The sequence below is a fragment of the Saccharothrix hoggarensis genome (assembly GCF_042678885.1).
GTDB classification, from domain to species: Bacteria; Actinomycetota; Actinomycetes; order Mycobacteriales; family Pseudonocardiaceae; genus Actinosynnema; species Actinosynnema hoggarensis.
This window is the reverse complement of record NZ_JBHTLK010000018.1, coordinates 16,537-40,870: the sequence shown is the minus strand read 5'-3', so window position 1 is coordinate 40,870 and position 24,334 is coordinate 16,537. Positions and strand designations below refer to the sequence as shown.

The following is a 24,334-nucleotide window of genomic DNA, read 5'->3' as shown; positions in this document are numbered from 1 at the left end:
GTCGTGGGTGCGGTGGTCGGGTGCGGTGAGGCAGCCCGCGTGGGTGGAGCCGCCGGGGCTGCCGCCTGAGGGTGGCAGCCCCGGCGTGCCGTCACAGCGGCCAGCCGACCAGCGGTCGCGTGGACGCGGCGGTGGGGGCGGTCGGGTCGGGCAGCGGCAGGCCCGGGCAGGTCAGGTCGCCCGGCGGCACCACGCCGTCCACGAGGAACGACTCCACGACGTCGTCCACGCACGCGTTGCCGAAGCCGTAGATGCCGTGGTCGCCCTCGTCGGTCACGGTGAGCAGCCGCGAGCCCGCGAAGTTGCGGTGCGTGCGCTGCGCGCCTTCCAGCGGCGTGGCCGGGTCGCGCACCGACTGCACCATCAGCACCGGCGGCACGCCCCGGCCGGTCGGCGTCCTCAGCTCGAGCCTCGGCCGGTCCCAGGACGCGCACGGCGCGAGGATCTGGTAGTAGCCGAACAGCGGGAACTGCCTGCCCAGCCGCTCGGCCTCGGCGGCCATCGTGACGCGGTTGTGCCGGAACCTCGTGTCGTTGCACGTGATGGCGTAGAGGGTGGCGTTGGACGCGTCGGGGTACCGGGTCAGCGCCGCCGGGACCTCGGTCTGCGCCGTGACGCCGGTCGCGACCTGGCTGAGCCACGCGAGGGCGGCCGCGGCGTCCGGGAACGCGTGCTTGTCGTACTGGGCCCGGACCAGCACGAGGTCGAGCCGGACGCCGTCGACCACGGACCCGTCGTCCAGCGTCAGCGGGTTCGCGGCCAGCTTCGCGCGGGTCGTCTCGTAGACCCGGCGGACCTGCTCCCCGGTCGTGCCCAGGCGGTAGAGGCCGTCGTACCTGGCCACCCACGGCAGGAAGTCGGTGCGGAACCGCCGCTCGAAGCCGTGGCCGAAGTCGTCGAAGACGTCCTGGAACGTGGTGGTGAAGTCGGCGTTCGAGTCGAGCACGAACTTGTCCACCCGGTCCGGGAAGTAGGTCGCGTAGTACGCGCCCATCCACGTGCCGCCCGAGTACCCGATCCAGTTGATCTTCTCCCGGCCCAGCAGGTGGCGCAGGAGGTCGAGGTCGCGGACGGTCTGCTCGGTGTTCACGACCTTGCCGAATTCACCCGAACGGGCCTGGCAGGCGGTGGCCTGCAACTCGGCGGCGTCGTACAGCAGGTTGGTGTTGGCCCGGCTGCGGTCGCGCGGGTCGGTCACGGCCAGCCAGTCCAGCCCGCCGCAGGTGACGTTGGTGCTCGCGCCCGTGCCGCGCGGGTCGATGCCGATGATCTCCAGGGCGTCGACCAGCTTGGTCCGGCCGGTGTAGACCAGGGGCAGCGCGCGGCCGGGCGCGCCGGGACCGCCCGGGTTGGTCAGCACCGAGCCCCTGGCCTCGCCCCCACGAGCCTTGAGCCTGCTCACCGCGATGGTGATGGTCCGGCCGTCGGCGGGCGTGCGCCAGTCGAACGGCGACCGGAACGTGCCGCACTCCAGTCCCTCGATGTCGGCGCACGGCGCCCAGGTGATGGTCTGATCCGTGACGGACCGGTCCGGCCGCGGCTCGGGCTGGGCCTGCGCGTACGTCGGCAGCGCGGCGGCGAGCAGTGCGGCGGACACGACGACAGCGACTCTTCCTCGCATGGGTTCCCCCTCCGGTCGAGGCCTCCACTCCACCGCGCACGTAGGCTGGCGGCAACCGCAGAAAGGCCCTGTTCGGGTCTGCGAAAGACTTAGGCCACTCGGGCTCGGAGGAAAGTAAGGTCGCTGGGGTGGGGATTTTCCGGAGGAAGCGGCCTGCCGCGGTCGCCCGTGAGGTGGTGCGGGACCACACCTACGACGACGCGATCCTGGACATCGCGGCGGAGGAGATGGACGCGGGCCACCTGAGGGCGGCGACCACGGTGCTCGCGGAGTGCCGTGACGAGCCCGAGGTGCGGGCGATGCGGGCGGAGGTGCTCGGCGAGCACGCCATCGGCCACGCCGACGAGCTGCTGGAGCTGGCGAAGGGCAACACCGACCCCGACCTGTGGTTGCTGGCCGGCACCGCGTTCATCCGGGAGGCGTGGGCGATCCGCGGCTCGGGTCGGGCGGACGCCGTCGGCAAGGACCGGTTCAAGGTCTTCTTCGGCACCCTCCGCAAGGCCGTCGGGCCGCTGCACGAGGCCGCGAAGCTCCTGCCGCGGGACGCCGTGCCGTGGGCCCAGCTCCAGACGGCCGGGCTCGGGTTGCAGGTCGACCGGGACCAGAAGGACGAGGTGTGGCGGGAGATCGTGGCGCGGTGCGCGACGCTGTACCCGGCGCACTGGACCCGGTTGCAGATCCTGGCCGGCAAGTGGGGCGGCTCGGCCGAGGAGATGATGGCGTTCGCGCACGGCAGCGTCGACGCCGCGCCGCCCGGCGACCCGGTGGTGGCCATGCTGCCGCTGGCGCACTTCGAGATCTTCCTGGAGCAGTTCGAGGACGCCGTGCAGTCCCGGTCCGCGTTGAAGATCGCGACGTTGAAGATGCGCTACTTCAGCCGGCACCGCGACGAGATCGCCACGGCGGCCGACAAGTGGGACTCGACGCCCACCAAGCCCCACCCGCGGGCCCTCCAGGCGCACAACCTGTTCGCCGCCGCGTTCGCCCTGGCCGACGACGCGCCGCGCGCGAAGCGCCACCTGCTCGGCATGCGCGACCACGTGCACGAGGTGCCCTGGGCGTACGTCGCCTACCTGGCGGACGACCTGGAGAAGGAGTACTCGGAGCTGGCCAACAAGTACCTGTGACGGCGGGTGGCCGGGTCGCGCCCGGCCACCGCGCGACGTCAGCAGCTCTGCTTGTAGAAGTACTTCGAGTTGGCCTCCATGTCGGCCTTGGTCAGCGCGACCAGGTCCGTCTCGACGTCGCGTTCCACGGGCTTGCCCTCCAGCGCCGCCACGGCCTGCTCGACGCCCGTCCGGCCGATCGTCGCCGGGTCCTGCGCGATCAGGGCCTGCACGGCGCCGGCCCGCAGGTCTTCCACCTGTTTCGGTGACGCGTCGAACCCGACCAGGTTCACCACACCGGTCTTGCCGGCGTTGCGCAACCCGGTCGCCGCGCCCTCGCCGGTGTTCAGGTTGGTCGCGAACACGCCGATCAGGTCCGGGTTGGCCGACAGCGTGGCGGTCACCTTGGACGCCGCCTGGTCGGGCTCGTTGTCGGTGTACTGCTGCCCGACGTACTTCAGGTTCGGGTGCTTCCCGATCTCCTCCTCGAACCCGGCGGCCCGCGCGTCCGTGGTCGACGTGCCCGCCTTCGTGTTCAGCACCAGCACCGAACCGGGCTTGTCGCCGACCAGCCCGGCCAGCGTCCGAGCCGCCAGCCGCCCGCCCTGCTCGTTGTCGGACGAGATCGTGGAGGACGCGATCGACGTGTCCTCCAGCTTGGTGTCGACCTCCACCACCTTGATCCCGGCGTCCTTGAGCTGCCGCATCGGCCCGGCCAGGGCCTTGTCGTCGGTCGGCGCGATGAGCACCGCGCCCGGCTTGTTCGCCAGCACGCCCGTCACGATCGGGGTCTGCAACGTGGCGTCGAACTTCGCCGGGGCCTGCACGTCGACCTCGTAGCCGGCCGCCGAGGCGGCCTCGCGGAAACCGCACTCCATCGAGATGTAGAACGGCTCCGCCGCCACGCCGGGGATCAGCACCATCTTCTTCGCGTCACCCGTGCCGCCGGTGTCGCCGATCTGCCCACCACCACCGCACGCGGTGAGCAATAAAGCCGTTGAGACAAGAGCAACCGTCGTCCTTGACATGTTCTCCCTCTCTTTAGCGCTTGTCGCGAGCCCTCCTGCGTGACTGGTCGAACCACACGGCCGCCACCAGGACCAGCGCCACCGCGATCGGCTGCCAGTACACGTTCACGCCGACGATCACGAACCCCTTGCGCAGCACGGCCGGGACGAACACGCCGAGCACCGTGCCCACGACCGACCCCGCGCCGCCGAACAGGCTGGTGCCGCCCAGCACCACGGCGGCGATGGCGTTGAGGTTGTCGGTGTCGTGCCCGGTGATCGACGCGACCCGGAAGTACGCCAGCGCCATGAACCCCGCCAGCCCGGCCAGCACGCCCGCGAGCAGGTACACCGTCACCAGGTGCCGGGTCACCGGGATGCCCGCGCGCCGGGCCGCCTCCTCGTTCGACCCGATGGCGTACGTGTGCCGCCCGAACGCCGTCGTGCCCAGCACCAGCGCGCCCACGGCCGTCACCGCCGCGGCCACCAGCACCAGGTTCGGCACCCCGAACCACGTCCCGGTGCCCAGGGTGTCGCCGAGCACGTCCGGCACGCCGGCCACGTTCGAGCCGTGGGAGATCAGCTGCCCCGCGCCGAGCGCCGCGCCGAACGACCCGAGCGTCACGATCAGCGGCGGTAGGCCGGCGCGGGCGATCAGCAGCCCGTTCAGCAGGCCCCACGCCGCGCCGGACGCCACGGCCACCAGCAGGCCGACGAACACCACACCCCACCCGGCGGTGGTGGCGTTGCCGTCGTGCAGGGCGTTCATGGTCATGGCCGACGTGACGCCGGAGAACACCAGCACCGAGCCCACGGACAGGTCGATCCCGGCGGTGACGATCACGTACGTCATGCCGACCGCCAGCACCAGCAGCACCGACGTCTCGACCAACGTGGTCTGCAACGTGAACACGGTCAGCACGGCGTCCGGCCGCAACGCGCCGAACACCGCGATCAGCACCAGCAGCACCACCGCGATCCCGAGGGTGTTCGCGCCCGTCACCCGTCGCAGACCGGCGCGGGCCGTCACGAATCCCCCTGGGACAGCGCGCCGGTCATCGCGCCGACCAGCTCCTCGACGGTGGTCGACGCGGCGTCGAACCGCGCCACCCGCCGCCCCAGCCGCAGCACCTCGACCCGGTCGGCCACGGCCAGCACCTCGGGCATGTTGTGGCTGATCAGCACCACCGCCATGCCCTGGTCGCGGACCCGCCTGATCACGTCGAGCACCCGCTTGCGCTGCACCACGCCCAATGCGGCGGTGGGCTCGTCCATGAACACCACGCGGCTCGCCCACACCACCGACCGCGCCACGGCCACGCTCTGCCGCTGCCCGCCGGACAGCTGCCCGATCGGCACGTCCACGTCCGGCAGCGACACCCCGAGGTCGTCGAACGAGGCGACCGCGCGCCGCCGCATCTCCCGCTTGTCCAGCACGCCGAGCCGGCCGAGCAGCCCGCGCCGGCGCAGCTCCCGCCCCAGGAACAGGTTCGCCGCCGGGTCGAGGTCCGGCGCCACCGCCAGGTCCTGGTACACGGTCTCGATGCCGAGCGACCGGGCGGCCACCGGCGAGTCCAGCACGACCGGCGCGCCGTCGAGCGAGATCGTGCCCGAGTCCGGCCGCTCCACCCCGGACAGGCACTTCACCAGCGTCGACTTGCCCGCGCCGTTGTCGCCGACCAGCGCGACGACCTCGCCCGCGCGCACCGTGAACGACGCGCCGCGCAGCGCTTCCACACTCCCGTAGTGCTTCACCAACTCCCGTGCGTCCAGCAGGGGTAACGCCATGTCTCAGCTCCCGAGGCTCGACACCGATGGCGGCCTGCACCGGATGGCGACGACGTCGCCGGTCACCACGACCTCACCCGCCGCGTGCGGCACGACCACCGTGCTGCCCCGGTGCACCGCGACGGGACCGAGCGTGCCGGCGCCTTCCAGCACCGCGTAGACGCCGAACGAGGGCTCCAGCGCCGCCGTGCCGGAGACGTGCAGCCGGTCGGCGCGGAAGAACGGGTCGGCCTGCGCGTCGAACAGGTTCACCGACGCGCCGGTCAGCGCCCGCGTCCGCCGCACGAGGTCGTCGGGGGACTGGGCGCGGCGCTCCACGCAGTCCAGCACCTTGTCGTAGCCGAGCCCGAGGTGCCCGGCCTCGGCGTCGGCCAGGAAACCCCGCCACTCCAACGTGACGGAGAAGTCCGTCGGCTGCTGGAGCTCGACGATGAACACGCCCTCGCCGATGGCGTGCGGCACGCCCGCGGGCACGAACACCGTGTCACCCGGCGACACCCCGACCGGGTTGAGCGCGCCGAGCATCGCCGACGAGTCCTGTGTGGACACCCACTCGGCGACGACGGCGGCGGGCACGTCCTCGCGGAACCCGAGGTACACCGTCGGTTCCGGGCCGAACGTGCCGATCACGACCCACGCCTCGGTCTTCCCGTGCCGGCAGCCCAGGTGCGTCGAGGCGAACTCGTTCGACGGGTGGCAGTGCACCGGGAGCCGCTGCCCGGCGTCGAGCAGCTTCACGAGCAGCGCCGTGTCGGCGCCGAAGCCGGCCACGTGCTCCTCGCCCAGCCACGACACCGGATCGGCCGCCACCGCGTCCCGCAGCCACCGCCCGTCCGGGAGGCGGGACAGCCCGGCCTCGTCCTTGCCGAACTGCGTGGTGGTCGACGCGACCCAGTCCTCCGGTCCCCGGTCCGCGTCGGCCTGGCTCCGGAACGCCGCGATCGCCGCACCGCCCCGGTAGAACTGCGAGGGCTGGTTGGCCTCCAGCGCGACGGGCTCGTTGTCGGAACTCATGCGGGAACCTCTCCTGATCCACGGGCCACCAACCGGACCGGCAGGACGACGCGGCGCGGCGGGGAGCCGTCGCCGTCCAGCCGGGCGAAGAGCAGGTCCGCCGCTGCCTTGCCGAGCGCGCTCGCGTCGTGCGCGATCACGGTCACCGGCGGCGACAGCAGGTCGGCCAGCTCGAAGTCGTCGAAGCCCACGAGCGCCGGTCGTTCCGCCGCGCCGGCGAGCGCGCGGACGGCGTGCACGGTGATCCGGTTGTTGCCGGTCACGACGGCGGTGGCGGGCTCGGCGGCGTTCCGCAAGCCCCACAACGCCTTGCGCACCGACTCCTCGTCGTGCGGGCCCATGACGACCAGCGACTCGTGGTAGCCGATGCCGGCCCGCACGCAGCCCTCGCGGTAGCCGCGCAGGCGCTCGTTGGCGGTGAAGATGTCCGGCGCGTCGCCGAGGAACGCGATCCGCCGGTGCCCGAACGACGCCAGGTGCGCGACCGCCTCGACGGTGCCGCCGATGTTGTCCACCAGCACGGTGTCCGCCACGACGTCGCCCGCCGGCCGGTCGAGGAACACGACGGGCGTGCCCGCCCGCATCTCGGGCACCAGGTACCCGTGCTGCAGCCCGGCGGGCACGATCAGCAGCCCGTCCACCCGCCGCGAGCAGAACTCCAGCGACAGCTCGCGTTCCCGCGCCGGGTCCTCATCGGACGATCCCGTGATGACCTGCCTGCCGCGCAGCCGCGCGATCTCCTCGACGGCGCGCGTGACGCCCGAGTAGAACGGGTTGCCGACGTCCTCCAGCACGAGGCCGATGGTGCCCGTCGACGAGCCGCGCCGCAGGTTGCGGGCGCTGAGGTTGCGCCGGAAGCCGAGCTGGTCGATCGCCGCGAGCACCCGCTCGGCCGTCGCCGGGTGCACGCCTGCCTCGTCGTTCACCACGCGCGAGACGGTCTTGATGCTGACGCCCGCCAGCCGCGCCACGTCGTTCATCGTGGCGCGCCGAACCTTGCGGGCGCCTGCCTGCGCGCCGTTCGGGGACAACGTTGTCATAGTGGCCGAATCACACACCGCGCGTTCACAGATGTCAACGGTCGCACCTGTCTCGAACCGATGGTCGCGCCTGTCTCGAACCGGACAACCCCGCGTTGCGGGGGTTGACGCGCCCCCGGCACTCTCCGTGGGTATGCGAACACGGACTGGTCGTAGACAGCGTTGTCACGTCGGGCGGGCAAGCAGATCCGGTCCGTGACCTGCCCGCGTCAGTGACCGGCGGGACGCTGCACGTGTTCGCCGTCGCGGTCGGCTGACCGCGGTGATCGGGCCTTTCGCCGCGGGCCGGGGCGGTTATGGTGGGTCGTGTGACGGCAACGGCCAGCCCCGATCCCGTCGAGTCGGTGAACACGTTCATCGGCACCAAGGACGACGGGAACACGTTCCCGGGCGCGTCGATGCCGTTCGGCATGGCGCACTCCAGCCCAATCGGCTCGCACTACGCGGGCTACCGCTACGACGACCCGGTGATCCGCGGGTTCGGCCACTTCTTCCTGTCCGGCGCGGGCTGCTCGGAGCAGGGCGGGCTGGTGTCGGTCCTGCCGACCACGGGCCTGCCGCGCACGTTCGACCACCGCTCCTACGGCTCGGCGTACACGCACGACGGCGAGGTGGGCAAGCCCGGCTACTACCGCGTCGCGCTGGCGTCCGGCATCACGGTGGAGACGACGGCGACGACCCGTGCCGGGGTGGAGCGGTTCACGTTCCCGCCCGGCGTGACGCCGCACGTGCTGGTCAACGTGGGCCAGGCGAACGACGGCGAGCCGGTGTTCGCGAGCAGCGTCCGGGTGGTGGACGACCGCACGCTCGCCGGAACCGTGGTGGCGCAGGCGTTCTGCGGCGGCAAGGCGTACACCACGTACTTCACGACCACGTTCGACCGGCCGTTCCGGCGGACCGGCAACTGGGGCGGCGCGGACGGCGGCGCGGGCCTGCGCGGCCAGTGGGTGGCGTTCGACGGCGCCGGTCCCGTCACCGCCGCCACCGCGATCTCGCACGTGGACGCGGAAGGCGCGACGAGGAACCTCGGCGAGGCGAGGGGCAGGTCGTTCGACGACCTCCGTGCGGCGGCGCAGCGGGCGTGGCGCGACGAGCTGTCGTGCGTCGAGGTCGACACGGCCGACGCGACCGACCGCACGGTCTTCTACACCGCGCTCTACCACGTGCTGTTGCAGCCGTTGACGGGCAACGACGTCGACGGCCGGTACCTCGGGTTCGACAACCGGGTGCACGTCGCCGACGGCTGGACGTACCACGAGTTCTACTCGCTGTGGGACACCTACCGCGCGCACAACCAACTGCTGGCGCTGCTGCGCCCGGCGCGCGCCAGGGACATCGCGCGGTCCGTGCTGGCGATCCACGAGCAGGGCGGCTGGCTGCCGCGGTGGGCGTACGCCAACCAGGAGACGAACACGATGACCGGCGACCCGGTCACCCCGTTCCTGGTCGACCTGTGGCGGTTCGGCGCGCTGGAGGGCTTCGAGGAGCAGGCGTACCGGGCGCTGTGGCAGAACGCCACGTCGGTGCCGCCCGCGTCGTCGCCGTTCGAGGGGCGCGTCGGCAACCCGTCGTACCTGGCGCACGGTTTCGTGCAGTACGACAAGAACTTCCCCAAGAAGGGCCAGGACGTCGACCCGCACCACGGCGCGTCGGCGACCATGGAGTACGCGCTGGCCGACAGCTCGCTGTCGATCATGGCGGAAGCGTTGGGGCACAAGGAGGACGCGGAAGCGCTGCGCCGCCGCGGCCGGAACTACCGGGTCCTGTGGGACGCCGCGGTGGCGGACCGCGGCTTCACCGGGTTCCCGCGGCCGAAGGTGGCGGGCGGACGGTGGCTGGACCCGTTCAGCCCGCAGGGCCAGGACGGCTTCCACGAGGGCACGGCGTGGCAGTACCAGTGGCTGGTGCCGCAGGACGTGCCCGGCCTGGTGGAGCTGCAGGGCGGCCGGGAGGCGTCCCTGGCCCGGCTGGACGACTTCTTCGCCTACCCGGACCTGGTGGCCGACCCGGCGCGCGTGGTCCGAGAGAAGTGGGTCGTCGGGCCGTACAACTACTACAACCAGTTCCGGTACAACCCGAACAACGAGCCGGACCTGCACGTGCCGTGGGTGTACGCGCTGGTGGGGCAGCCGTGGAAGACGTCGGCCGTGGTGCGGGCGGCGCAGACGTTGTTCGTGGACGCGCCCAACGGCGTGACCGGCAACGACGACCTCGGGCAGATGTCGGCGTGGTACGTGTGCGGCGCGCTCGGCCTGTACCCCGTGACACCGGGCACCGGCCGGTTCGTGCTCAACGCGCCCCGGTTCGCCCGCGCGGTGATCCACCTGGAGAACGGCCGTGACGTCACCATCACCGCGGCCGGCGCCGACCCGTCCACGCTGCAGTACGTGCGCGCGCTCGACGTCGCCGGAGAGCCGTGGGACAAGGTGGACCTCGACGTGGAGCGGCTGCGTGCCGGCGTGCACCTCGACTACCGCCTGACCGCCGACCCGGAGGAGGCGACGTGGGGCACGGGCCCGGACGCCACGCCGCCGGCGCCCTGCGCGGGACCGTGACCGGGCGGTGTTCCACGGCCGGACCGGGCGGTGAGCCACCCGTCGTAACCGCGGCCACGCGCAGAGCGACCGCGCGATCAGCCGAAAGTCGTGACCGGTGTCGACTTCGGTCGCGCCTTGGCCGAAGCGCCACCGCCGGACCACGGCCCCCATTACCGTCCAGCCATGACAGGGGCACGCATACCGGCCGTCGTGGTGGCGGACATCCGCAAGAACTACGGCGAGCTGAAGGCCGTCGACGGGGTCTCGTTCACCGTCGCCGAGGGGGAGTTCTTCGGCATCCTGGGGCCGAACGGCGCGGGCAAGACCACCACGCTGGAGATCGTCGAGGGCCTGCGCAAGGCCGACGGCGGCCGGGTGACGTTGCTGGGCGAGCCGCCGTGGCCGCGCAACCCGAAGTTGCTGCCCCGGATCGGCGTGCAGCTCCAGGCGTCCAGCTTCTTCGAGAAGCTGACCGCGCGGGAGCAGCTCCAGACGTTCGGCTCCCTGTACGGCGTGAGCCGGGCCAAGGCCGACGAGATGCTGGAACTCGTCGGCCTCGCCGACAAGGCCGACGTGCAGGAGAACAAGCTGTCCGGCGGCCAGCGCCAGCGCCTGTCGATCGCGTGCGCGCTCGTGCACGACCCCGACCTGGTGTTCCTGGACGAGCCGACCGCCGCGCTCGACCCGCAGGCCCGCCGCAACCTGTGGGACGTGCTGCGCGCCATCCAGGCCAGGGGCAAGACGATCGTCTACACCACGCACTACCTGGACGAGGCCGAGATCCTGTGCGACCGGGTGGCCATCATGGACCGGGGGAGGATCCTCGCCATGGACGCGCCCGCGACGCTCGTCCGCGGCCTCGACGCGCCCACGCACGTGGTGCTGCAGAAGGGCGTGCTGACCCGTGAGGCGGCCCGTGCCATCACCGGCGTCGAGGACGCCCACGAGGACGAGGTCTCGCTGACCATCTCCACCCGCAAGCCCGCGCCGGTCCTCTCGGCGCTCGCCGAGCGCGGCACCTTGGACGGCCTCCAGGTGCGCACGGCCACGTTGGAGGACGTCTTCCTCGACCTGACCGGACGGGAGTACCGGGCATGACCGCGTTCAAGAGCCTGTCGGCCGCCATGGTCAAGGGCTTCGTGCGCGACAAGATGGCGTTGTTCTTCACCTTCCTCTTCCCGCTGATGTTCCTGGTCGTGTTCGGCCTGCTGTTCAGCGACTCCGGCAGCGACAAGACGAAGATCGGCGTCGTCGGCGACGGCCCCGTGCTCGCCGCGCTGGAGCGGACCGGCGCGCTGGAGCTGGAGGAGCACGACGACGCGGCCGCCGCGCGGCAGAAGGTGAACGACGGCGACCTGCCCGCCGTCGTGGTGCTGGACGGCGACCGGATCGACGTGACGTTCGCGGCCAGCGACCAGGTCGCCGCGGGGACGGTGATCGGCATCGTGAGCGGTGTCGTCGACAAGATCAACCTCGCCGAGGCGGGCGTGCCGCCGCGCTTCACCGTGGACGCCAAGCCGGTCGAGGACGCGTCGCTCAAGCCCATCCAGTACCTGACGCCCGGCATCCTGTCGTGGGCGATCTCGATCTCCGGCGTGTTCGGCGCGGCGCTGACCATGGTGTCGTGGCGCAAGAAGCAGGTGCTGCGGCGCATCCGCCTCGCGCCCGTCAGCACGACGAGCGTCCTCAGCTCGCGGATCGTCGTGAGCGTCGGCACCGCGCTGGCGCAGGGCGTGATGTTCGTCGCGGTCGCGTCGCTGCCGCTGTTCGGCCTCCGGCTGACCGGCCAGTGGTACCTCGCGCTCCCGCTGCTCGTGCTCGGCACCGTCGCGTTCTTCGCGATCGGCATGCTGGTCGGCGCGTTCTGCAAGACCGAGGAGGCCGCGTCCGGTGCGGCGAACATCATCATCCTGCCCATGGCGTTCCTGTCCGGCACGTTCTTCCCGATGGAGAACGCGCCCGGCTGGCTCCAGGCGGTGTCCAACGTGTTCCCGTTGCGGCACATGAACGACGGCATGCTGGACGTCCTGGTGCGCGGCAAGGGGGTCGAGGCGCTGCTGCTGCCGTCCGCCGTGCTGGTCGGCTTCACCCTCGTGGTCGGGTTCGTCGCGGCCAGGGTCTTCCGCTGGGAGGACTGACCGGGGGCCGACGGAGTGGTGAGCGTGCTCACTGCGCACAATGGGTGGCATGCTCACCAGCCCCGTCGGCCGCTTCCGCCTCCTCGCGCTCGCCGAGGCGGTGTCCTGGGCAGGCCTGTTGATCGGCATGTTCTTCAAGTACGTGGTGGTCGGCAACGAGATCGGCGTGAAGATCTTCGGTCCGATCCACGGCGCGATCTTCGTCGGCTACGTCCTGGTGACGTTGATGCTGGCGCAGCGCTGGGACCGCCGGACGCTGGTCCTCGGCCTGGTCGCGAGCATCCCGCCGTTCGGCACGGTCGTGTTCGAGCGCTGGGCCAACCGCACCGGCCGGCTGACCGAGGCCCCGTCGGCTCAGACCTCGAAGGACTGAGCGCGCGCCGGTTCCGCCTCCGGGTTGCCCAGGTGGTAGACCCGCTCGCTCGGCTCGACGTGGTCCAGGAACTCCTGGTACACCCGCGCGCCGACGAGGTGTGACGCCGGCCGGGCGTGCCGCAGCGCGCTCGCCGGGTCGTTCTCAACGACCCGCTCGACGACCTCGGCGTCCGGCAGCCGGCAGTCGACGCGGGGCGCGTCGGCCGGCAGCACCCGTCCCGGCTCGGCCGCGCGCACCGCGGGCGCCAGGTCCGGGTCGGCCGACCGGGTCAGCCCGCCGTCCGGCACGCGCTCGGCCTCCACCTGGTACGTCACCACGCCGTCACGCGTGCCGGACGTGGCGGTCGCGACCAGCCGCAGCACGCTCGTCGGCACGCCCAGCACGCGGTCCAGGTGCGCGGTCACGGGCTCGACGTCGTTCCACCACGGGCTGTCCACGGCGAACGGCTCGGCCTCGCCCGCGTACCGGCCGCCGACCGTCACCAGCGCCCTGATCTCCCGCACACGTGCAGGGTGGCCGCGCGGCCGTCGCGTGTCGACCGGATTTGCCCCGGCCCACCGTCGTGGGGGGTCGGTCCCGACCTCGGCCGGCGCTGGCCCGGTCCGCTCAGCCCTTGTCCGGTCCGCTCAGCCCTTGTCCGGTCCGCTCAGCCCTTGTCCGCGCCGCTCAGCCCCGGGCGGTCCCGGTCAGTCCTCGAAGTCGCCGACCGCGCGGCGGACCTTCGCCAGCAGGTCGGTCAGCTGCTCGGTCTGCCGGTCCGTCAGCCCGCGCAACCCGAACTCGACGCTCGTCACCGCCTCGGTCGCCGCCTCGCGGCGGGCGTGCCCGGCTTCGGTGATCTCGACGAGCGTGGTGCGGCGGTCCGTGGGGTGCGGGTTGCGGCGCACGAGCCCGTCGGCTTCCAACCGGTCCACGATGTTCGTGACGCTCGTCGGGTGCAGCTGGAGGCGTTCGCCCATGACCCGCATCGGCAGGCTGCCGGTGCGGGCGAAGGTCAACAGCACCAGCGCCTCGAACCGCGCGAACGTCAGGCCGTGCGGTTTGAGGGCGGCGTCCACGGCGGACTGGATGATCTGCTGTACTCGCATGACGCTCGTGACCGCCGCCATCGCCGTCGACGGTCCGATCCGCTTCTCCCACAGCTCGGCGGCGCGCGCGATGGGGTCGAACGGCAGCGGCTGGGACGTCATGCCGCGAAGCTACCAGTGGGTACCCGTCCATCAGGAGGCAGCAGTGCTCGTCGCGTTCAGTGTCAGCCCGCTCGGCGGGGAGTCCGACGGGGTGGCGGCGGCCGTCGCGGAGGCGGTGCGCGTGGTCCGCGAGTCGGGCCTGCCCAACGAGACCAACGCCATGTTCACGCTGGTCGAGGGCGAGTGGGACGAGGTGATGGCGGTGGTGAAGAAGGCGACGGAGGTCGTCCAGGCCACCGCGCCGCGGGTGAGCCTCGTGCTCAAGGCCGACATCCGGCCCGGCTGGACGGGCCAGCTCACGGCCAAGGTGGAGCGCGTCGAGCGCCACCTCGCGGGCGAGGCCTGACATTTAGTAGGACGTCCTACTAAATTGGGAGTCATGACGACGCCCCGAGAGCTCTGGCTGCGCTTCGAGACCTACCACGACGTCACCTACTTCTCCCCGGAGTCCCGAGCGGTCACCGACGCGCTCGGCTGCAAGGGCGGCTGGATGGGCTACTTCGCCCAGCGCGCCGCCCCGCTCGGCGCGGCGTCCCCGGAGGTCGTGACGGCCGCGTTCTTCAGCTTCCACCCGCGGCGGGTGGCCCGCGCCCTGCCCGACGCGTGGGACGTCGCCAGCCCTGCCCGCTTCCTCGACGCCCGCCTCGAAGGCGCCGACCGGGCGTTGCGCCGGATGCTGGAGACCGTGGACGTCGCCGAAGCCGCCGACCTCGCCTGCCAGGCCGCCGAGGCGGCGCCCACGGCGGGCCGCGTGCTGGGCGCCGCCAACCGGGCCCTGCCCACGCCCGACGAGCCGCACCTGGCGTTGTGGCAGGCGTGCACCACGCTGCGCGAGTCGCGGGGTGACGGCCACGTCGCCGCCCTGGTCGCCGCCGACCTCGGCCCGTGCGAGGCGTTGGTGCTGTTCGGCGCGGACAAGGGCCTCGAAGCCGAGTACCTGCGGTCCGCGCGGGGCTGGTCGGAGGACGAGTGGCGGGACGCCGAAGCGGCGCTGGCCGAGCGCGGCCTGTTCGACGGCGGCCTCACCCCCGCCGGCCGTGAGCTGCGCGCCGACGTGGAGCGCCGCACCGACGAGGCCGCCGCGCTGCCGTGGCAGGCCCTCGGCGAGGCGGGCACCGCCCGGTTCGTGGAGCTCATGACCCCGATCGCCCTCCGCCTGGGGCGCCTGAACGAGGCCATGCGGACCAACCCGATGGCGATCGACCCGGTCGGGGAACTCCCCGGCTAGCCGCGCGCGGCCCGCGGCCCGACTCGTGTCAGGATGGAAGCGTGACAAGGCCAGACCCCCGAAAGACCGCCGCACTGTCCGCCGCGCTGTCCGGGGCGGTCGACCTCGGCGCGCTGAAGGCCCGAGCCGACGCCGCGAGGCAGCGAGGCACCAGCCCACCCCCGTCGGCCGCGTCCGGCGCGGCGGGTTCGGACGCCGGTCCGAGCCCGTGGGTGCTGGACGTCACCGAGGCGACGTTCCAGTCGGTCGTCGAGCGTTCCCTGGAGATCCCGGTCGTGGTCGAGCTGACCGCGTCGTGGAGCCCCGAGGCGGGCCAGCTGTCGCCCGTGCTCGAACGCGCCGCCCGAGCGGGCGGTGGCACGTGGCTCCTCGCCCGGGTCGACCTCGACGCCAGCCCGCGCATCGGCCAGGTGTTCGGCGTGCAGTCCGTGCCGACCGTCGTGGCGATCGCCGGCGGCCAGCCCCTCGACGCGTTCGCCGGGCCGCTCCCGGAGGCCGAGTTCGGCCAGTGGATCACGCGCCTCCTCGACGCCCTGCGCGACCGCCTGCCCGGCATCCGGGCCGCCGAGGCCAACCGCGGCGCCCAGCCCGACGGCGAGCCCGTGGCCGAGCCCGAGGACCCGCGCTTCGCGGCCGCCGAGGACGCGTTCGAGCAGGGTGACTTCGCCGCCGCCGAGGCCGCGTACGAGGCCATCCTGGCCGCCGAGCCCGCCAACGCCGACGCGAAGGCGGCCCTGGCCCAGGTCCGCTTCACCGCGCGGGCCGAGGCCGTGCCGTCGGACGCCATCGCCAAGGCCGACGCCAACCCGGACGACGTGGACGCCCAACTGGCCGCCGCCGACCTCGAACTGGCGACCAACGACGTCGAGCAGGCGTTCAAGCGCCTGGTCGACACGGTCCGCAGGGTCTTCGGCGACGACCGCGACAAGGTCCGCGAACACCTCGTGGGCCTGTTCGAGCTGTTCCCGCCGGACGACGAGCGCGTGGCGAAGGCCAGGCGCAACCTCGCCAGCGCCCTCTACTGACCGACCGAGCCCCACGAGACCAAGCCCGACCCGCTCGACACGTCACAGGGGTCCCCCGCCCAGGGGGACCCCTGTTCTTCATTCTGCCGGCAGGGTCCGACAATTCCGCTCACGCCGAGGCCACCCACGGCACACCCGGGCAACCGCCCGCGCACCCTCAGACGCCGCTCACGTCACGCCCGCTGACGCGCCGGCCGGACGTCGACGCGGTGATCCGGTGACCGGCGACTCAGCGGCACAGCGGCGCACCGGCCCGGCGACACGGCGACCCGGTGGCGCACCGACCCAGCGGCGTGGCCGGGCTGACCGGGGGCGACCCCGCTGCGCTAAGCCGAGTACTTGCGCGTGCAGAGGCCCGAGCCCTCGAAGAAGCCGTCCCGGAACGCCTCCACGCGCGCGAAACCGGACGGCACCACGGTCCCGTTCACGTCCGCCGCGATCAGGCTCTTGTCGGCCAGCAACTCGGCCACGGCCTCGTCCAGGTCCCCGGACGACAGCCGCAGCGTCGCCCCGCTCTGCGTCGTGGTCCCGGCCCACGCCCCGGTCAGGCACGCCGTGCGCAGCCCGGCCGCCGGCCCTTCCAACGCGTACCCGGTCGCCTTCTGGATCGACAGCGCGAACCGCGACGCGATCTCGGCGAACGCGGCGAAGTCGCCGATCCCGCCCTTCTGCCCGCGCTTCGGCGGCGTGCCGATCTTCACCAGCTCGGTCATGTCGATGGCGATCGAGTTGGTCGCCGGGCAGTACGACGCGGGCGACGTCGCGGACGCGTCCGGGCACTCCGCCGACGAGTCCGTGAACGCCGGCGGCGTGGCGCCGGACTGCTTGTAGGCGTTCCTCAGGGACTCCTCCAGCAGCTCCAGCGACCGCTGGTCGTCCACCTTCAGGTTGCCCTTGCCGAGGCCGGTGTCCTGGTCGTCCGCGTCGAACTTCTGCTGCGTGATCCTCGCCTTGATCTCGGCCTCGTCGATCTGCGAGCACCGCTTCGGGTCGCCGTGGAAGCCGAACTGGAACGCCGCCACCCGGTCGAACGCGCTGCCGTGCGCGCCCTGCTTCTCGGCCGACGTGCCCGCCGCGTCCCGGATGAAGAACATCGTCGCGAGCACCTGGTTCAACCCGGGCCCGGTCGAGATGCGGAAGTGCTTCGACTTCCCCTCGGCCACCCACCGGAAGAAGTTGCCCGCGTAGCAGTCGGCCTGCTGCTCCTTGATGATCGACGGCGTGGCCTGCGTGACACCGCCCTCGGCGCCCAGCTTGTACTGGATCGCGTGACCCATCTCGTGCGCCAGCACGGTCACCACGGACATGGGCCCGAACGCGTCGTCCAGCATCGGCAGCAGCTCGCCGCGGTCCCACGCGATCGAGTCGTCCAACGAGCAGTAGAACGCGTTCGCCACGCCGGCGGTGTTGGTGCGGCAGATCTCGACGCCCTCGCCGTTGGAGTCGTACGACACGAGCCGCTTCACCGGCTCGAACTCCTTGCCCAGCCGGGCGGGCAGCTGCTCGGACCAGTACTCCTCGACGTCGGCGAGCGTGTTGATGGCCAGCCGGTCCATCTCGCCGCCGTCGCCGTTCTCCACCTGGAGGTCGGCGTCGGGCACGCCGGGCTTCGCGCCGCTCTCACCCGTGGTGATCTCCAGCCCGGCCACCTTGGTGACGTCGGGCCGCTCCGCGCGCCCCTGCCCGCTCACGACCTGGGTGCACCCGGTCAACGCCATCGCGGCGACGAGCGTCGCAGCCAACCAAGCCCGTCGAGCCATGCCCAAGCCCCATCCCGCGGTCCGTGCCGATCCAAGCCCGCACCCTACTTGGCCGGACCGCCGGTCCTACCCCAAACCGCAGGCTTCGGTGCCCTCCAGCACGCCGCCGCGGAACACCTCGACCCGCTTGAACCCCGGCCCGATGCTCGCCGAGCCCGTCGCGTCCCGCGCCGCGTAGTCGTACGCGAGGAGCACCTGCACGGCCTCGTCCAGGTCGCCGGGCGACAACCCGAACCCGCGCTGACGCGTGAACACCTCCCGCGTGTACGCGCCGGCCAGGCACAACGCGCCGGTCGCGGCCTCGTCGCCCTCGACGCCCTCGCCCACGGCGGCCATCGCGGCCAGCCCGTACCGGCTCGCGACCAGCACGCCCGTCGCGTAGTCGCCGATCTCGGCGTGCAGCTCGGGCAGGTCCTCCTCGACCTCGATCTCCACCGACTTGTCCGCCGGGCAGTACGCGACCGGCCCCTGGTCGCCGGAGCAGTCCGGCTCCTGCTCGGTGGGGGTGGCCTTCGGCTCGGACCACGTCTTGCCCGCCTGCGTGACCAGGCCCTTGAAGTACGTGTCGAGGTCCGGGGTGATCTCCTCCAGCATCTCGTCGAACGGCAGGTTGCCGCCTCGGTCCCGGTCGTCGGCGGACGTGAACGCCTGCTGGGTGAAGCCCCGGTTGTCCACGGACATGGCCGCGCAGAACTTCGTGCCCTGCTGGTAGCCGTCCTGGAACGCGGACACGCGGTCGAACGCGTTGCCGTGCGCGGACTGGTCGGTCGGCGACGTGCCGACCGGGTCGCGGAACGTGATCAGCGCGCCGAGCGCCGAGTCCAGCGTGTCGGAGCCGATGTCGAGGTGCTCGGACTTGCCGTCGTTCACCCACTTGACGAACGAGCCCGCGAAGCAGTCCGCCATGGCCTCGGTGAGGATCGTGGGGAACCGCTGCGGCTCGCGCCGCTCGGCTTCCGGCGTGATGCCCATCCGGTTCTGCACGGCGTGGCCCATCTCGTGCGCCAGGACGATCACCACGGCGGCGTCGCCGAACCGATCCTTGAGCACGGGCAGCAGGGCGGCGCGGTCCCAGGCGATGGCGTCGGCGCTCGGGCAGTAGAACGCGTTGCCCTCGACGTCGGTGGCCTTCTCGGTGCACGGCGGCGGCTTCGCCGACGGGTCGGCGGTGTCGACCGAGTAGATGCCGCCGTCCAGCGGCTGCCACGGGTCGTCGAACGTGTCGGGGAACGCGCCCTGCCAGAACGTGTCGATGTCGGTGATGGCGGTGGCCGCGAGCTGGTCGATCGGACCGCCGTCCGTGCCCCGGATGAAGCCGGGGTCGACGGTGCCCCTGGTGACGGCCTCGCCCGCCACCGGCTTGCCGGGGACCAGTTGGGTGCACGCGGTCGTCGTCGCCAGCAGGGTTGTCGCCAGCAGTACCAGCCGAGCCGATGCGCGCCGCATCCGTCCATTGTGCCTGCCCGGACCCCCTACCGTGGTCGGCTTGGGCGAGCGCGGGCACTTCCCCGGCCCGAGGGCGCGGCCCGTCGTGGGGTTGGATGGGCGGGGTGAGCGGAGATCACCCACGGCTCGTCGTCGACCGGGACGTGCTGGTCGTGCGCCCCGAGGTGCGGAGGCAGGAGCCGCTGCGGGTCTGGTTGGACGGCCATGACGGGCCCTGGCCCGTCTACCGGGTGGAGCTGCGCCTGGCGGGCGACCGCTTCACCGCCACCGCGCCCGACGCGTTCGAGGCGTTGGTCCGGCTGCGGCGGCAGGTGGAGCCGCACGGGTGGGCGGTCGCGGTGCAGGGGGCGCGCCGGGACGCCTGGCCGAGCGGCATGGCGCGGGACATGGGCGGCGGGCTCCGGGTGTACGTGATGCGCCCCGGGCGGGCGGTGACGACCGAGGACGACCTGGTGGACACGTTCGCCGACGCGCCGGTCGACCTGCTCGGCACGATCGCCGAGCAGGAGGCGTACCGCGACGCGTGGCACGCCTGAGCGTCGTCGCCAGGCGTCAGCGCGCGGCGGTGGCCCAGGTGGTGGCGCGAGGGCTGACGCCCTGCGTGGTGCCGCGCACGGCCCACGCCCGCGCGGTGAGCGGGATGGTGCCGTCCGGCTTGGTGGGCAGCCGGGTGCGGAGCAGGTCGCGGAGGGCGCGGCGGTGGTCCTCGGCCAGGGACGCGGTGTAGCCGGGCGCGGGGCCCTGACCGCCGAGGAACGGGTGCCAGAAGTCGTCGAAGTCGGCGAACACGGTCGGTATCCGCAACCCCCGGACCTCCACCCCGCCCAGGCCCCCGCCCGTCCACAGGGCTTGGAGGGGTTCCGGCCGGCACAGCGGGAAGCGGCGGCCCTCGTCCAGCTCGCGGACGGCCGGGTCGAGGTCGGTGGCGGCGTCCCAGAAGGACCGGGTCATCGCCATGCCCTCGGCGTAGTCCCAGACGTAGGCCGCGACGACACCACCGGGCGACGCCACCCTGACCGACTCGGCGACGGCCCGGACCGGGTCGGGCACGAAGTTGAGCGCCAGGCCGCCGACCACCACGTCGAACCGGTCGTCGGCGAACGGCAGCGCCCGCGCGTCACCCGACTCGAACGACACCCTGGGGTCCGTGACGCGACCGCGCGCGCTGTTCAGGAACCCGTCGGCCGGGTCGACGCCGACCACCTCGGCCGGTTCCGCGTGCGCGAGCACGGCGGCCGTCAACGCCCCGGTGCCGCACCCGACGTCCAACCACCGCCGCCCCGCCGGCACGTCCAGCCAGCGGAGGAACAGCCGCGCGACGGGCAGGCTCCAGCGTCCGACGTACGCCTCGTACGCGTCACCCAGCGCCCACACCTCGCGTGTCATGGGCCCAGGGTCGCACGGCCGACCACCCCTACCGGGCAGTCTTGCCCGGAATTGTCCGGCCCACCGAAGGATGATCCACCAAACGGCGGCCCGCCGACGGGCGCCGGGCGGCCGGGGCGGTCGACGCCCCGGCCGCGGCGGCTCACACGACGTCGTCCAGCGGGCTCGGGGCCGTGCCGCCCTCGGGCGCCAGCCACAGCACGCCCGCCGGCGGCAGCTGCAGCACCGCGGACGCCGGTCGGCCGTGCCACGGGTGCTCCTCCGCCACCACGCCGCCGAGGTTGCCGACGCCGGACCCGCCGTACACCTCCGAGTCCGTGTTCACCACCTCGCGCCACCGGCCGGGGAAGGGCAGGCCGACGCGGTAGTCGTGGTGCGGCATGCCGGCGAAGTTGGCCACGCAGGCGAGCACGGACCCGTCCTCACCGATCCGCAGGAAGCTCAGCACGTTCCCGGCGGAGTCGTTCGCGTCGATCCACGAGAACCCCTCGGGCTTGTTGTCCGCGCTGTAGAGCGCGGGCGACGCCTGGTACACCCGGTTCAGGTCGGAGATCAGCCCGAGCAGGCCCTGGTGCAGCGGCTGGTCCAGCAGGTGCCAGTCGAGCGACCTGCCCTCCGACCACTCGTCCCGCTGCCCGAACTCGCCGCCCATGAACAGCAGCTGCTTGCCTGGGTGCGCCCACATGAACGCGAGCAGCGACCGCAGGCCCGCCGCCTTGTTCCAGTCGTCGCCGGGCATCCGCTGCCACAGCGACCCCTTGCCGTGCACGACCTCGTCGTGCGACAGCGGCAGCACGAAGTTCTCGCTCCACGCGTACACCAGCGAGAACGTGATCTCGTTGTGGTGGAACGATCGGTGGATGGGCTCGCGCGACAGGTAGTGCAGGCTGTCGTGCATCCACCCCATGTTCCACTTGAACCCGAACCCGAGCCCGCCCAGGTGGGTCGGCCGCGTCACGCCCGGCCACGCCGTGGACTCCTCGGCGACCATCAGCACGCCGGGGTGGCGCTTGTAGACGGTGGCGTTCAGCTCCTGCAGGAACCGGACCGCGTCGAGGTTCTCGCGGCCGCCGTACTGGTTGGGCAGCCACTGCCCCTCCTGCCGCGAGTAGTCCAGGTACAGCATCGACGCCACGGCGTCGACCCGCAGCCCGTCGATGTGGAACTCCTCGATCCAGTACAGGGCGTTGGCGACGAGGAAGTTGCGCACCTCGTTGCGCCCGAAGTCGAACACGAGCGTGCCCCAGTCGGGGTGCTCGCCGCGGCGCGGGTCCTCGTGCTCGTACAGCGGCGAGCCGTCGAACCGGGCCAGCGCCCACGAGTCCTTCGGGAAGTGGGCGGGCACCCAGTCCATGATCACGCCGATGCCGCGCTGGTGCAGCAGGTCCACGAAGTGCCGGAAGTCGTCGGGCGAGCCGAACCGGGACGTCGGCGCGTAGTACGACGTCACCTGGTAGCCCCACGACCCGCCGAACGGGTGCTCGGCCACCGGCATCAGCTCGACGTGCGTGAACCCGGCGGACTGCACGTAGTCGGCCAGCTCGGTGGCCAGCTCCCGGTAGCCCAGGCCGGGCTTCCACGAGCCGAGGTGCACCTCGTACACCGAGACCGGCGCGTTGATCCACTGCGTGGCGTCGCGCCGAGACTCCCACTCCACGTCGCCCCACCGGTACGAGGTCTCGGTGACGACGGACGCCGTGGCGGGCGGCGTCTCGGTGGCGAACGCCATCGGGTCGGCCTTCTCGTGCCACGCGCCGTCGCGGCCCAGGATGCGGAACTTGTACCGGGTGCCGACCGGGATGCCGGGGATGAACACCTCCCACACCCCGGACGAGCCGAGCGACCGCATCGGGTTCGCCCGGCCGTCCCAGCCGTCGAAGTCGCCGCACACCCGCACCCCGCGCGCGGTCGGCGCCCAGACGGCGAACGACACGCCGGAGACGGCGCCGTTGGGCGTGTCGTACGAGCGCACGTGCGCGCCCAGGACGTCCCACAGGCGCTCGTGCCGCCCCTCGCCGATGAGGTGCAGGTCGAGTTCGCCGACGGTGGGCAGCCACCGGTACGGGTCGTCCACCTCCACCACCGTGCCGTGGTACTCGACGTCGAGGCGGTAGTCACCGGGGTGCTCGGGCAGCTCGCCCGCGAACAGCCCGTCGGTGACCCGGTCCAGGTCGAACCTCTTGTCACCCGCCACCACCGCCACGGCGGACGCGCCCGGGCGCAGCGCTCGCGCGACCACGCCCTCGGGGACGTGGTGCACGCCGAGCACCGAGTGCGGGTCGTGGTGCGCCCCGGCCAGCAGCCGGTCGACGTCCTCGGGCGAGATCATGACTGCACCGCTCCCTCTCCAGTGATCCGCGCGATCGACGACAACGGGACCGTCAACCACTCCGGCCGGTTCGCGTGCTCGTAGGCCACCTCGTACACGGCCTTGTCCAACTCGAACGCCCGCAGCAGGTGCCCGTGCTCGCGCGGGTCGCCGACCGACTCGGCCGCCGCTTCCGCGTAGCCCTCCGTGAACGCCGCGCGGTTGCGCCGCGACCACTCCAGCGCCCGCACGGCCAGCTGGTGGTCCTCCGGCTGGCCCACGAGCAGCTGGTGCGCCGCGTAGTCGAAGGATCGCAGCATCCCGGCCACGTCGCGCAGCGGCGAGCGCAGCTCGGTGCGCTGCGCGATGGGCGAGCCCGGCTCGCCCTCGAAGTCGATCAGCAGCCACCCGTGCACGGTCCGCAGCACCTGGCCGAGGTGCAGGTCGCCGTGGATGTGCTGGGCGACGATCGCCTCCGGCGTGTCCCTGGCCTGCTCGAACGCCTCCCGCAGCGCGGGCACGTACGGCCGCAGCTCGGGCACGTCGGCGACCACCTCGTCCAGCCGCGAGACCATCGCCCGCACGGTCCGGTCGATGTCCTCGGCGTCCGCGGGCCGGTTGCCCAGCGCGCGCTCCAGGTCGGCGTGCACGCTGGCCACGGCCTGGCCCAGCCGGTGCGCCTCGCCGGCGAAGTCGCCGCCCACCTCGTCGGCGTGCAGGTCGGCCTCGGCCATCAGGTCGCGCACGCTCGTGGTGGCCATCGCCCAGCCGTCCACCGCGTCCGGCATGAACTGCTGGAGCATGCCGATCGTGGTGATCTGGCCGTCCAACCGCCCGGTGATCGACCCGAGCGGCTGGGCGATGTGCTCGCACCCGACCCGGTGCAGCGCGCGGTGCAGCACCAGGTCCGGGTTCTCGCCGTAGGTCAGCTTGCGGAACAGCTTGAGGATGTACTGGCTGCCGAACACGATCGAGGTGTTCGACTGCTCGGACGTGATCGGCCGGCCGCGCAGGCCGGTCTGCAGCTCCACGTCCGGCTCGTGCGCGAACACGAGGCCCTCGGCCTCGGCGTCGTCGGCGATCAGGTCGAGCAGCGCGCCGGTCAGCTCCGGGACGGTCGTCGCGTCGTAGTTCTCCACGTGGTCGGTGATCAGCAGCTGGTACGGCTCCCGCCGGTCCGGCGGCTGCTCCACCTCCACCACGAGGTGCACCAGCACCGGCTCCTCGGCGCGCAGCACCGACGTCCGCAGTGGACGGACCGACGTGACCGGGCGGTCCTTGCCGCCGAACCACCGCTGCGCCGGCAGCCACTCGGGCAGCTCGGCCACCACCTTGTCGACCAGGTCGTGCGGATCTGTCACGTC

Annotated in this window: 22 protein-coding genes; 9 read left to right on the top strand and 13 right to left on the bottom strand. The window is 72.5% G+C overall.

Annotated elements, in window-relative coordinates; all coding sequences use genetic code 11:
• Positions 1-91: 91 nt before the first annotated feature.
• Positions 92-1,621, bottom strand: coding sequence for an alpha/beta hydrolase (locus ACFQ3T_RS06360; protein ID WP_380720994.1), 1,530 nt, complete (start codon positions 1,619-1,621; stop codon positions 92-94).
• A 128-nt stretch (positions 1,622-1,749) separates the two neighbouring features.
• Here ACFQ3T_RS06360 and ACFQ3T_RS06355 point away from each other — a divergent pair, with 128 nt between their 5' ends.
• Positions 1,750-2,748, top strand: coding sequence for a hypothetical protein (locus ACFQ3T_RS06355; RefSeq protein ID WP_380720992.1), 999 nt, complete (start codon positions 1,750-1,752; stop codon positions 2,746-2,748).
• Between the two features lie 38 nt (positions 2,749-2,786).
• Here ACFQ3T_RS06355 and ACFQ3T_RS06350 read toward each other — a convergent pair whose 3' ends face one another.
• From ACFQ3T_RS06350 to ACFQ3T_RS06330, 5 genes are read right to left on the bottom strand one after another with little or no spacing between them, the layout of a single operon-like run.
• Positions 2,787-3,755: an ABC transporter substrate-binding protein gene (locus tag ACFQ3T_RS06350; RefSeq protein ID WP_380720990.1), complete on the bottom strand. Its 969-nt coding sequence runs from the start codon at positions 3,753-3,755 to the stop codon at positions 2,787-2,789.
• Positions 3,756-3,768: 13 nt separating this feature from the next.
• Entirely contained in the window at positions 3,769-4,764 is a 996-nt protein-coding gene (locus ACFQ3T_RS06345; RefSeq protein WP_380720987.1) for an ABC transporter permease, read from the bottom strand.
• Positions 4,761-5,522: an ATP-binding cassette domain-containing protein gene (locus tag ACFQ3T_RS06340; protein ID WP_380720984.1), complete on the bottom strand. Its 762-nt coding sequence runs from the start codon at positions 5,520-5,522 to the stop codon at positions 4,761-4,763. The genes ACFQ3T_RS06345 and ACFQ3T_RS06340 overlap by 4 nt, the downstream gene beginning before the upstream one ends.
• A gap of 3 nt (positions 5,523-5,525) precedes the next feature.
• A complete protein-coding gene (locus ACFQ3T_RS06335; protein ID WP_380720982.1) occupies positions 5,526-6,536 on the bottom strand; it encodes a class I mannose-6-phosphate isomerase in 1,011 nt (336 codons plus the stop codon).
• Positions 6,533-7,516 (bottom strand): LacI family DNA-binding transcriptional regulator, encoded by a 984-nt coding sequence (locus ACFQ3T_RS06330; protein ID WP_380721028.1) that lies wholly within the window; start codon positions 7,514-7,516, stop codon positions 6,533-6,535. The genes ACFQ3T_RS06335 and ACFQ3T_RS06330 overlap by 4 nt, the downstream gene beginning before the upstream one ends.
• A 356-nt stretch (positions 7,517-7,872) precedes the next feature.
• Here ACFQ3T_RS06330 and ACFQ3T_RS06325 point away from each other — a divergent pair, with 356 nt between their 5' ends.
• From ACFQ3T_RS06325 to ACFQ3T_RS06310, 4 genes are all read left to right on the top strand, one after another.
• Entirely contained in the window at positions 7,873-10,131 is a 2,259-nt protein-coding gene (locus tag ACFQ3T_RS06325; RefSeq protein WP_380720979.1) for a GH92 family glycosyl hydrolase, read from the top strand.
• Positions 10,132-10,296: 165 nt separating this feature from the next.
• Positions 10,297-11,211: an ABC transporter ATP-binding protein gene (locus ACFQ3T_RS06320; RefSeq protein WP_380720977.1), complete on the top strand. Its 915-nt coding sequence runs from the start codon at positions 10,297-10,299 to the stop codon at positions 11,209-11,211.
• Positions 11,208-12,251 carry an ABC transporter permease gene (locus tag ACFQ3T_RS06315; protein WP_380720974.1) on the top strand — a complete coding sequence of 348 codons (1,044 nt, stop codon included), beginning with the start codon at positions 11,208-11,210 and terminating at the stop codon, positions 12,249-12,251. The genes ACFQ3T_RS06320 and ACFQ3T_RS06315 overlap by 4 nt, the downstream gene beginning before the upstream one ends.
• A gap of 49 nt (positions 12,252-12,300) precedes the next feature.
• Positions 12,301-12,624, top strand: coding sequence for a DUF3817 domain-containing protein (locus tag ACFQ3T_RS06310; RefSeq protein ID WP_380720971.1), 324 nt, complete (start codon positions 12,301-12,303; stop codon positions 12,622-12,624).
• Here the strand turns inward: ACFQ3T_RS06310 and ACFQ3T_RS06305 are convergent.
• Positions 12,606-13,130 carry a hypothetical protein gene (locus tag ACFQ3T_RS06305; RefSeq protein WP_380720968.1) on the bottom strand — a complete coding sequence of 175 codons (525 nt, stop codon included), beginning with the start codon at positions 13,128-13,130 and terminating at the stop codon, positions 12,606-12,608. The genes ACFQ3T_RS06310 and ACFQ3T_RS06305 overlap by 19 nt on opposite strands.
• Before the next feature lie 183 nt (positions 13,131-13,313).
• On the bottom strand, positions 13,314-13,817 hold the full coding sequence (locus ACFQ3T_RS06300) for a MarR family winged helix-turn-helix transcriptional regulator (RefSeq protein ID WP_077009514.1): 504 nt from the start codon (positions 13,815-13,817) through the stop codon (positions 13,314-13,316).
• A 43-nt stretch (positions 13,818-13,860) separates the two neighbouring features.
• Between ACFQ3T_RS06300 and ACFQ3T_RS06295 the strand changes: the two genes are divergently transcribed.
• The 3 genes from ACFQ3T_RS06295 to ACFQ3T_RS06285 are packed head-to-tail and all read left to right on the top strand — an operon-like array spanning position 13,861 to position 16,070.
• Positions 13,861-14,163: an MTH1187 family thiamine-binding protein gene (locus ACFQ3T_RS06295; RefSeq protein WP_380720965.1), complete on the top strand. Its 303-nt coding sequence runs from the start codon at positions 13,861-13,863 to the stop codon at positions 14,161-14,163.
• A 33-nt stretch (positions 14,164-14,196) separates the two neighbouring features.
• Entirely contained in the window at positions 14,197-15,045 is an 849-nt protein-coding gene (locus ACFQ3T_RS06290) for an SCO6745 family protein (protein ID WP_380720962.1), read from the top strand.
• Between the two features lie 41 nt (positions 15,046-15,086).
• Positions 15,087-16,070: a co-chaperone YbbN gene (locus ACFQ3T_RS06285; protein WP_380720959.1), complete on the top strand. Its 984-nt coding sequence runs from the start codon at positions 15,087-15,089 to the stop codon at positions 16,068-16,070.
• Between the two features lie 326 nt (positions 16,071-16,396).
• Here ACFQ3T_RS06285 and ACFQ3T_RS06280 read toward each other — a convergent pair whose 3' ends face one another.
• Together ACFQ3T_RS06280 and ACFQ3T_RS06275 are read right to left on the bottom strand one after the other, a co-directional pair.
• Positions 16,397-17,830 carry a neutral zinc metallopeptidase gene (locus ACFQ3T_RS06280; RefSeq protein WP_380720956.1) on the bottom strand — a complete coding sequence of 478 codons (1,434 nt, stop codon included), beginning with the start codon at positions 17,828-17,830 and terminating at the stop codon, positions 16,397-16,399.
• 66 nt (positions 17,831-17,896) lie between these two features.
• Positions 17,897-19,276, bottom strand: coding sequence for a neutral zinc metallopeptidase (locus ACFQ3T_RS06275; protein WP_380720953.1), 1,380 nt, complete (start codon positions 19,274-19,276; stop codon positions 17,897-17,899).
• A 104-nt stretch (positions 19,277-19,380) separates the two neighbouring features.
• Here ACFQ3T_RS06275 and ACFQ3T_RS06270 point away from each other — a divergent pair, with 104 nt between their 5' ends.
• Positions 19,381-19,812 (top strand): hypothetical protein, encoded by a 432-nt coding sequence (locus ACFQ3T_RS06270; RefSeq protein ID WP_380720951.1) that lies wholly within the window; start codon positions 19,381-19,383, stop codon positions 19,810-19,812.
• Positions 19,813-19,828: 16 nt separating this feature from the next.
• Here ACFQ3T_RS06270 and ACFQ3T_RS06265 read toward each other — a convergent pair whose 3' ends face one another.
• The 3 genes from ACFQ3T_RS06265 to ACFQ3T_RS06255 all read right to left on the bottom strand — a co-directional run bounded on the left by ACFQ3T_RS06265 (position 19,829) and on the right by ACFQ3T_RS06255 (position 24,331).
• Positions 19,829-20,662, bottom strand: a complete 834-nt coding sequence (locus ACFQ3T_RS06265; RefSeq protein WP_380720949.1) for a class I SAM-dependent methyltransferase — start codon at positions 20,660-20,662, stop codon at positions 19,829-19,831.
• A 142-nt stretch (positions 20,663-20,804) separates the two neighbouring features.
• Positions 20,805-22,991, bottom strand: a complete 2,187-nt coding sequence (gene glgB, locus ACFQ3T_RS06260; protein WP_380720946.1) for a 1,4-alpha-glucan branching protein GlgB — start codon at positions 22,989-22,991, stop codon at positions 20,805-20,807.
• Positions 22,988-24,331: a maltokinase N-terminal cap-like domain-containing protein gene (locus ACFQ3T_RS06255; RefSeq protein WP_380720944.1), complete on the bottom strand. Its 1,344-nt coding sequence runs from the start codon at positions 24,329-24,331 to the stop codon at positions 22,988-22,990. Before ACFQ3T_RS06255 ends, glgB begins: the two co-directional genes overlap by 4 nt.
• Between the last annotated feature and the right edge of the window lie 3 nt (positions 24,332-24,334).